Origin of the sequence: Nonomuraea sp. NPDC049695 (assembly GCF_040674955.1) — a bacterium.
Classification (GTDB): Bacteria; Actinomycetota; Actinomycetes; order Streptosporangiales; family Streptosporangiaceae; genus Nonomuraea; species Nonomuraea helvata.
Genome location: NZ_JBFANV010000016.1, coordinates 158872 through 165137, shown reverse-complemented (window position 1 = coordinate 165137; position 6266 = coordinate 158872). Strand labels below are relative to the sequence as shown.

General features: G+C 72.4%; 7 protein-coding genes. 4 read left to right on the top strand and 3 right to left on the bottom strand.

Annotated elements, in window-relative coordinates; translation table 11 throughout:
• The first annotated feature begins 57 nt into the window (after positions 1 to 57).
• Both AB0J64_RS17225 and AB0J64_RS17220 read left to right on the top strand, forming a co-directional pair.
• Positions 58 to 396: a hypothetical protein gene (locus AB0J64_RS17225; RefSeq protein ID WP_364027473.1), complete on the top strand. Its 339-nt coding sequence runs from the start codon at positions 58 to 60 to the stop codon at positions 394 to 396.
• Between the two features lie 89 nt (positions 397 to 485).
• Positions 486 to 1055 (top strand): GNAT family protein, encoded by a 570-nt coding sequence (locus AB0J64_RS17220; RefSeq protein ID WP_364027491.1) that lies wholly within the window; start codon positions 486 to 488, stop codon positions 1053 to 1055.
• A gap of 6 nt (positions 1056 to 1061) precedes the next feature.
• On the opposite strand, the gene AB0J64_RS17215 is transcribed toward AB0J64_RS17220, so the two are convergent.
• A complete protein-coding gene (locus AB0J64_RS17215; protein ID WP_364027470.1) occupies positions 1062 to 2345 on the bottom strand; it encodes an MFS transporter in 1284 nt (427 codons plus the stop codon).
• Between the two features lie 169 nt (positions 2346 to 2514).
• On the opposite strand from AB0J64_RS17215, the gene AB0J64_RS17210 reads away from it, so the two are divergent.
• Entirely contained in the window at positions 2515 to 3429 is a 915-nt protein-coding gene (locus AB0J64_RS17210) for a LysR family transcriptional regulator (RefSeq protein ID WP_364027467.1), read from the top strand.
• 3 nt (positions 3430 to 3432) lie between these two features.
• Here the strand turns inward: AB0J64_RS17210 and AB0J64_RS17205 are convergent, their stop codons facing one another.
• Positions 3433 to 3996, bottom strand: a complete 564-nt coding sequence (locus tag AB0J64_RS17205; protein ID WP_364027464.1) for a TetR family transcriptional regulator — start codon at positions 3994 to 3996, stop codon at positions 3433 to 3435.
• A 72-nt stretch (positions 3997 to 4068) separates the two neighbouring features.
• Here AB0J64_RS17205 and AB0J64_RS17200 point away from each other — a divergent pair, with 72 nt between their 5' ends.
• Positions 4069 to 5667, top strand: coding sequence for an FAD-dependent monooxygenase (locus tag AB0J64_RS17200; RefSeq protein WP_364027461.1), 1599 nt, complete (start codon positions 4069 to 4071; stop codon positions 5665 to 5667).
• A 7-nt stretch (positions 5668 to 5674) separates the two neighbouring features.
• Here the strand turns inward: AB0J64_RS17200 and AB0J64_RS17195 are convergent, their stop codons facing one another.
• Positions 5675 to 6244 carry a TIGR03086 family metal-binding protein gene (locus AB0J64_RS17195; RefSeq protein WP_364027458.1) on the bottom strand — a complete coding sequence of 190 codons (570 nt, stop codon included), beginning with the start codon at positions 6242 to 6244 and terminating at the stop codon, positions 5675 to 5677.
• Positions 6245 to 6266 lie beyond the last annotated feature (22 nt).

Genomic DNA, 6266 nt, shown 5'->3' with positions numbered 1-6266 from the left:
TCAACAACACCTGGGCCCTCGCCACTACCACTCCATAACAAGAGGGTGAGTCAGCTCATGTTGACCCACCCACCAAGATCTTCAGGACACTCCTATGGCCTGTTCCTGGCGGGCGACGTGCCCGTCACCCTCTCCGGCCAGGTCGCCGCGGGTCCGGAGACGTACGAGTGGACCCTGTACGGGTCCGAGCGGTCGTACCGGATCACCGACTGGTCGCGCCTCTGGCGCGGCGTCCACCGGGAATGGACCCCGGTGGACCTCGAAGAGCCGCGCGGCAGCGAGCACACGCGGCTCAGCGAGTTCGCCCGCGCCATGCGGGGCGAGGAGACCACCCTGGCCGACTTCGCCGCCGGCCTGCGAGTCCAGCACCTTGTCGAGCACTTCCACCGGCAGTAGTAGACGGCAGAACACCCTCAGGCGGGATTGCGGCCCACCCGTGAGAGGATCTCCTGGCGATATGGCCTGGTTTGAGCGTTGGGGGCATGATGTACGCAATTTCCCTGGGCGAGGGCGGCGCGGAGTTGCGGCCGCTGGAGCCGTGGCGGGCGGAGGAGTTTCTGGCCCACATGGAGCGGGGCCGGGAGTTCATCGGGCGGTACATCGCGCTGCCGGACGCCGTCACGGATGTGGAGTCGAGCCGGTCGTACCTCCAGTCGTACGCGGACAAGGCCGCTGCGGACACCGGCCGGATCTACGGCATCTGGGCGGACGGCACGCTGGTGGGCGGGGTGCTGTTCCGGACGATGGACGTCAGGCTCGGCAACGCGGAGGTGGGCTGCTGGCTGGAGCCCGCGGCGGTGGGCAAGGGGCTGGTGACCAGGGCCGTACGGGTGATCATCGATTGGGCCGTCGAGGAGCGGGGCCTACACCGCGTGGAGTGGCAGGTCGCGGCGGGGAACGCGGCCAGCGTCGCGGTGGCCCAGCGGCTCGGGCTGACGAAAGAGGGCGTGCTGCGGGAGAGCTACCCGTACCGGGGCAAGCGGCATGACATCGAGGTCTGGTCGGTGCTCGCGCCGGAGTGGCGGTCGGCCCGCACCCTTGCCCAGCGGTCCTGACCGGTCTCAGGCCCGCCTGCGCCACCATGTGACGAGCGCCCCGCCGGCCAGGACCACGGCCGCCACGACGCGGTAGCCGGCGCTCATCCCGTACGTGGCCATCACCGTGCCCATGACGGCGACCCCGACCGCGCTGCCGAGCTCACGGGTGGCGCTGTTGAGCCCGGAGCCCAGCCCGGCCCGCTCGCGCGGCAGCGCGGACATGATCTCGTGCGACAACACCGGCAGGCACACCCCCATCGCCGCGCCCATGACCACCAGTCCGGCGGCGTACACCGGGTACGGCATGGCCGCGTCCGCGAACGACAGCAGCGCCAGCCCCGCCACGATCCCCGCCAGCCCGGCCGGGACGGCGGTGAGGGCGGGCAGGCGGCCCGAGAGGCGCGACAGGATGATCATGGGGATGGTGAGCGGCACGATCGCCAGGCCGGTGACCAGCGGCGAGAAGCCCTTGACCTCCTGAAGGTAGCGGGCGTTGACGAAGAACAGCGCGAACAACCCGAAGAACGTCACCGCCACGCCCAGCGTCCCCGCCCGCAGGCGCGGCAGCGCGAACAACCGGGGGTCGAGCAGCGGCCGCCGCGCGCGGAGCTGGTGCCCGACGAAGACGCAGAACAGCACAACCGCCGCGCCGAACGCCGACAGCACGAGCCCGCTTCCCCACCCGGCCTCGGGCCCTTCGATGACCCCGGCGAGCAGCGCCACGGACGCGGCCGTGAGCAGCGCCGTCCCCGGCAGGTCGAGCGGGGCCGCCTCCAGGCGGGGCGCGCGCGGCACCACCACGGCGACCAGCACCGCCAGCACACCGGCCAGCAGCACCGGCACGCCGAACAGGGCCCGCCACGGCAGATACTCCATGACCACGCCGCCGCCCACGTTGCCGAGGACCCCGGCGGCGCCGGTGGCGGCGGTCCATGCGGCGACGGCGTGCCCGCGCTCGGCGGCCGGGTAGGCGCCCACCGTCAGCGCCAGGGAGGCGGGCATGACCATCGCCGCTCCCGCGCCGCTCACCGCCCTGGCGGCGATCAGCGTGCCGATGTCCGGTGCGAGCGCGGCTACCAGGCAGCCGGCGGCGAACACGCCCATGCCGGTCAGCAGCACCCCCTTGCGGCCGAACCGGTCGCCGGCCGCTCCGGCGGGAATGAGCAGGCAGGCGAAGACGATGACGTACGCGTCGACGATCCAGAGGATCTGCGACGACGACGGGCGCAGGTCGCTTGCGGCGATCGTGGGGATGGCGAGGTTGACGGCGGCGACTAAGGCGACCGCGAGGATCACGGAGGAGGCCATCACGGCCATGATCCGCGTTCGGGCCGGATGTCCGGTTTCCAGCATTGTTGCGGGCATGCGAAACCCCCGGTTTGTGGAGATGGGTGATGAGTTGAGCGGAGGCCTCCCGCGTGATTCACCGTAGACTCGGCATCGGCCTTACCTCAAATGCATCTTTGGCAGGTGTTATATGCGCCAGACGCAACCGAGCCTCGACCTGCTGATCGCTCTGGACGTGCTGCTGGAGGAGTGCAGCGTCTCGGCCGCCGCGCAGCGGCTGCACCTGTCGGAGCCGGCCATGAGCCGCACGCTCGGCCGTATCCGCAAGGCGATGGGGGATCCCGTGCTGGTCCGCTCGGGGCGGCAGATGGTGCCCACGCCGCGGGCGCTGGCCGTGCAGGCGGAGGTACGGGGGCTGGTGGAGGCGGCGAGGAAGGTGTTCACGCCGCCGGGCCGGCTGGATCCGGCCACGCTGGTGCGACGGTTCGTCATCCTGGCCTCGGACGCGGTGATCACCGCCATGAGCGTGGCGCTGCTGACGGAGGCGGCCAGGTCGGCTCCGGGGGTCCGCTTCCACTTCATCCCCGAGGGGTACGGCGACGCGCAGGCGCTGCGTGACGGGAGCGCGGACCTGGAGGTGACCGTGATCTCGGACCCGGCGCCGGAGACCCGCGTCGAGCCCATCATGGTGGACCGGGCGGTGGGCGTCGTACGTCCCGGGCACCCGCTGCTCGACGGCCCGGTCACGGCGGAGCGGCTGGCGGTGGCCGAGCACGTGATCGCCTCCCGGCGGGGCCGCGCGGCGGGCCCCGTGGACGAGATCCTGGCCGGCATGGGGCTGAGGCGCCGGATCGCGGGCTCGGTGCCGACGTTCGAGGCCGCGCTAATGGTGGTGCGGCAGTCCGATCTGGTGGGAATGACGCCGGAGCGGCTGACCGGGCCGCTGGTGGAGGCGCTGGGGCTGGTGAGGTTCCCGATCCCGTTCCCGTTGCCGGAGATGACGCTGTCGCAGGCGTGGCATCCCCGATACGACGTGGACCCCGCGCACGTGTGGCTGCGGGAGCTGGTGCGCGAGGTCCTCGGCGGCCACGACCGAGCAACCTGATGTTCAGTCGAGGAATCCGCGGAGCAGGGCCCGGGCTATGGCGGGAGTCTCCATGGCCGGCACGTCAAGGGTGAGGCGGTCGAAGGCGATGCCGGTCAGCAGGGAGGCGATCGCGTCCACCTGCTCCTGGGTCACGTGCGGGTAGGCGGCCCGGATCTGGGTGGCGCGGATGCGCAGGGTGACGGCGCGAAGTTCGCGCATGAGGGCGGCCAGTTCGGGGCTGCGCGCGGCTTCCAGTGACAGCTCGAACCGGGCGAGATAGCGGTTGCGCGCCGGGCCGGTGCCGGCGTCCACGGCGGCGGCCAGGAGCTCGGCGACGTCCTGCGGGGTGGCCGCGCTGGGGCCGGCCGGTTGTTCCTGCTCGGCGGCCAGCTGCTGGTCCAGGATGCGCCGGGCGATGGCCTCGTACAGGGCGGCCCGGGTGCGGAAGTAGTTGGACGTGGTCCCGGCCGGCACGCCGGCGGCCTGGTCGACGGCCCGGTGCGTCACCTGGGCCAGGCCCAGCTCGTCGATCAGGCGGAGCGCGGTGTCGGCGAGCAGCTCTCGTCGGTCGGTCTTCTTCGGCATGCCCTTGACTCTACTACGCCGTAGTACTACAAATAAGTACTACAGCGTAGTGAAACGGAAAGGGGCGGTCTGATGACGCGGAACATCGAGGTCCTCGTGGTGGGTGCCGGGCCGACCGGCCTGACCCTGGCGCTGGAGCTGGCCCGCCGCGGCGTGCCGTACCTGGTGATCGAGAAGAACGCCGGGCCCGCGATCGGCTCGCGCGGCAAGGGCCTGCAGCCGCGCAGCCTGGAGGTGCTCGACGACCTGGGCGTGATCGACGAGATCCTGGCCAACGGGGAGACCGGCCTGCCGCTGCGCCTGCACCAGGGCCACACCCTCAGCGTGGAGCTGGCCACCGCCGCCGGCACCGGCGCCCGGCCGGGGGTTCCGTACCCGGACCTGGTGCTGCTTCCGGAGTGGCGGGTGGAGAAGGTGCTGCGGGACCGCCTGGCCGAGCTCGGCGGCGAGGTCCTGTACGGGGCCGGGCTGGCCTCCTTCCAGCAGGACGCCGACGGCGTCACCGCCGTGCTGGAGAACGGCGAGACCGTCCACGCCCGGTACCTGGTCGGCTGCGACGGAGGACACAGCACCGTACGGCGGCAGCTGGGCGCCACCATGGACGGACGCACCCACGACGACCAGTACTTCCTGGTCGGAGACGTGACGATCGACGGGCTGCGCGACGACGCCGCCTACGCCTGGTTCGGCGACGACGGCGGCTACCTGGCCGTGTCGCCGTTGCCGAACGCCGACGGCGCCTGGCAGTACCAGGCCAACGTGGTCCCCGGACCCGACGGCTCGGTTCCCGACCCGACGCTGGACCTCTTCCGCGAGCTGTTCGCCGCCCGCTCCGGCCGTACCGACGTGACGCTGACCGAGGCGACCTGGCTGTCGCGCTACCGCTTCAACGCCCGCATGGTCGAGCACTACCGCCACGGCCGCGTCTTCCTCGCCGGCGACGCCGCTCACGTCCACTCCCCGGCGGGCGGTCAGGGCATGAACACCGGCATCCAGGACGCGTACAACCTCGGCTGGAAGCTCGCGGCCGTCCTGAACGGCGCTCCCGGCGAACTGCTGGACAGCTATGACGCGGAGCGCATCCCCGTCGCGGCCGAGGTGCTGGCCGGCAGCTCCCGGGGCTTCGAGTCGGTGTTCGCGCTGCGCGGCGCCCGCCGCTTCCTCCGCGACCACCTCATCTTCCCGCTGGTCAGGCGGCCCGCCATCATGAGCCGCCTGCTCGCGAAGACCAACCAGCTCGCCATCGCCTACCCCGACTCCCCCCTCACCGTGACCGAGGACTCCAGGCACGGCGGCCCGCGCGCCGGCGACCGCGCCCCCGACGCCCGCGGCATCACCGCGGACGGCGCCCCGGTCCGGCTGTTCGACATCACGCGCGGCACGCACTGGACGGTGCTGGGCTTCGGAGCCGAGACCGCCGTACTGCTGCGGGAGCTCCAGGACACCCACGACGCGTACGTCCGCGCCTGCCTGGTCGTGGACTCCGGCCCGGCGGACTTCCCCACGATGCTGGCCGGCCCGGAGGCCGGGCGCCTGTTCCGCGCGCACCCGGGGACGCTGGTCCTGATCCGCCCCGACGGCTACCTCGCCCTCCGCACCACCAGCTCCCGCACCGTCGACGACTACCTCGCCCGGACCGTGTCGCCCGCCGCCGCACCCGCCACGGCCTGAAGGCACGTCAGCGCGGCGCGACGGCGCGGCCGAGAAAGGCCAGCAGCCGGTGGTGGGCGAGGGCGCCGGCCGGGGCGGGGAGCGCGGGGCCGAACATGCCGGGCTGGCGGAAAGCGTCGAAGTCCATGCCCTGCATGATCGTCAGGAGGTCCGCGCAGGACTCCTGGTCGACGAGGTGCTCCTGATCGGTGGCGACGGCCAGGTCGGCGCCGTGCACGAGGAGTTCGGTGAGGTGGATGAGCGCGGCCATCCGGCCGGGGACGGCGCCGAACCCCAGGCGGACGGTCCCTTCCAGCGCGTCGGGGCGGTGCCAGGCCGCGCGGTCGAGGTCGGCCGCGGTGGCGAAGGCGCCGTACGGGTCGGTGCCGAGCCAGTCGGAGTCGTGGTCGGCGCCGGCGTCGGTGCCGGTGAGCTCGGCGGCGAAGATGCGCATGCCGCCGACCAGGTGGTTGAGCTCGGCACGTACGTCCCAGCCGGGGCAGAGCGCGGGGGCGGAGAGCCGGTCGTCGGTGATGCCCTTGACGATGGCGCCGGTCATGTCGAGGGCGCGGTCGATCTGGTCGGTCACGGTGGTCATGTCGTACTCCAGAAGAGGTGAG

Excerpts from the sequence above, each read along its gene's own strand:
- AB0J64_RS17225 (WP_364027473.1), top strand. The coding sequence starts at position 58 with ATGTTGACCCACCCACCAAGATCTTCAGGACACTCCTATGGCCTGTTC.
- AB0J64_RS17220 (WP_364027491.1), top strand. The coding sequence starts at position 486 with ATGTACGCAATTTCCCTGGGCGAGGGCGGCGCGGAGTTGCGGCCGCTG.
- AB0J64_RS17215 (WP_364027470.1), bottom strand. The coding sequence starts at position 2,345 with ATGGCCTCCTCCGTGATCCTCGCGGTCGCCTTAGTCGCCGCCGTCAAC.
- AB0J64_RS17210 (WP_364027467.1), top strand. The coding sequence starts at position 2,515 with ATGCGCCAGACGCAACCGAGCCTCGACCTGCTGATCGCTCTGGACGTG.
- AB0J64_RS17205 (WP_364027464.1), bottom strand. The coding sequence starts at position 3,996 with ATGCCGAAGAAGACCGACCGACGAGAGCTGCTCGCCGACACCGCGCTC.
- AB0J64_RS17200 (WP_364027461.1), top strand. The coding sequence starts at position 4,069 with ATGACGCGGAACATCGAGGTCCTCGTGGTGGGTGCCGGGCCGACCGGC.
- AB0J64_RS17195 (WP_364027458.1), bottom strand. The coding sequence starts at position 6,244 with ATGACCACCGTGACCGACCAGATCGACCGCGCCCTCGACATGACCGGC.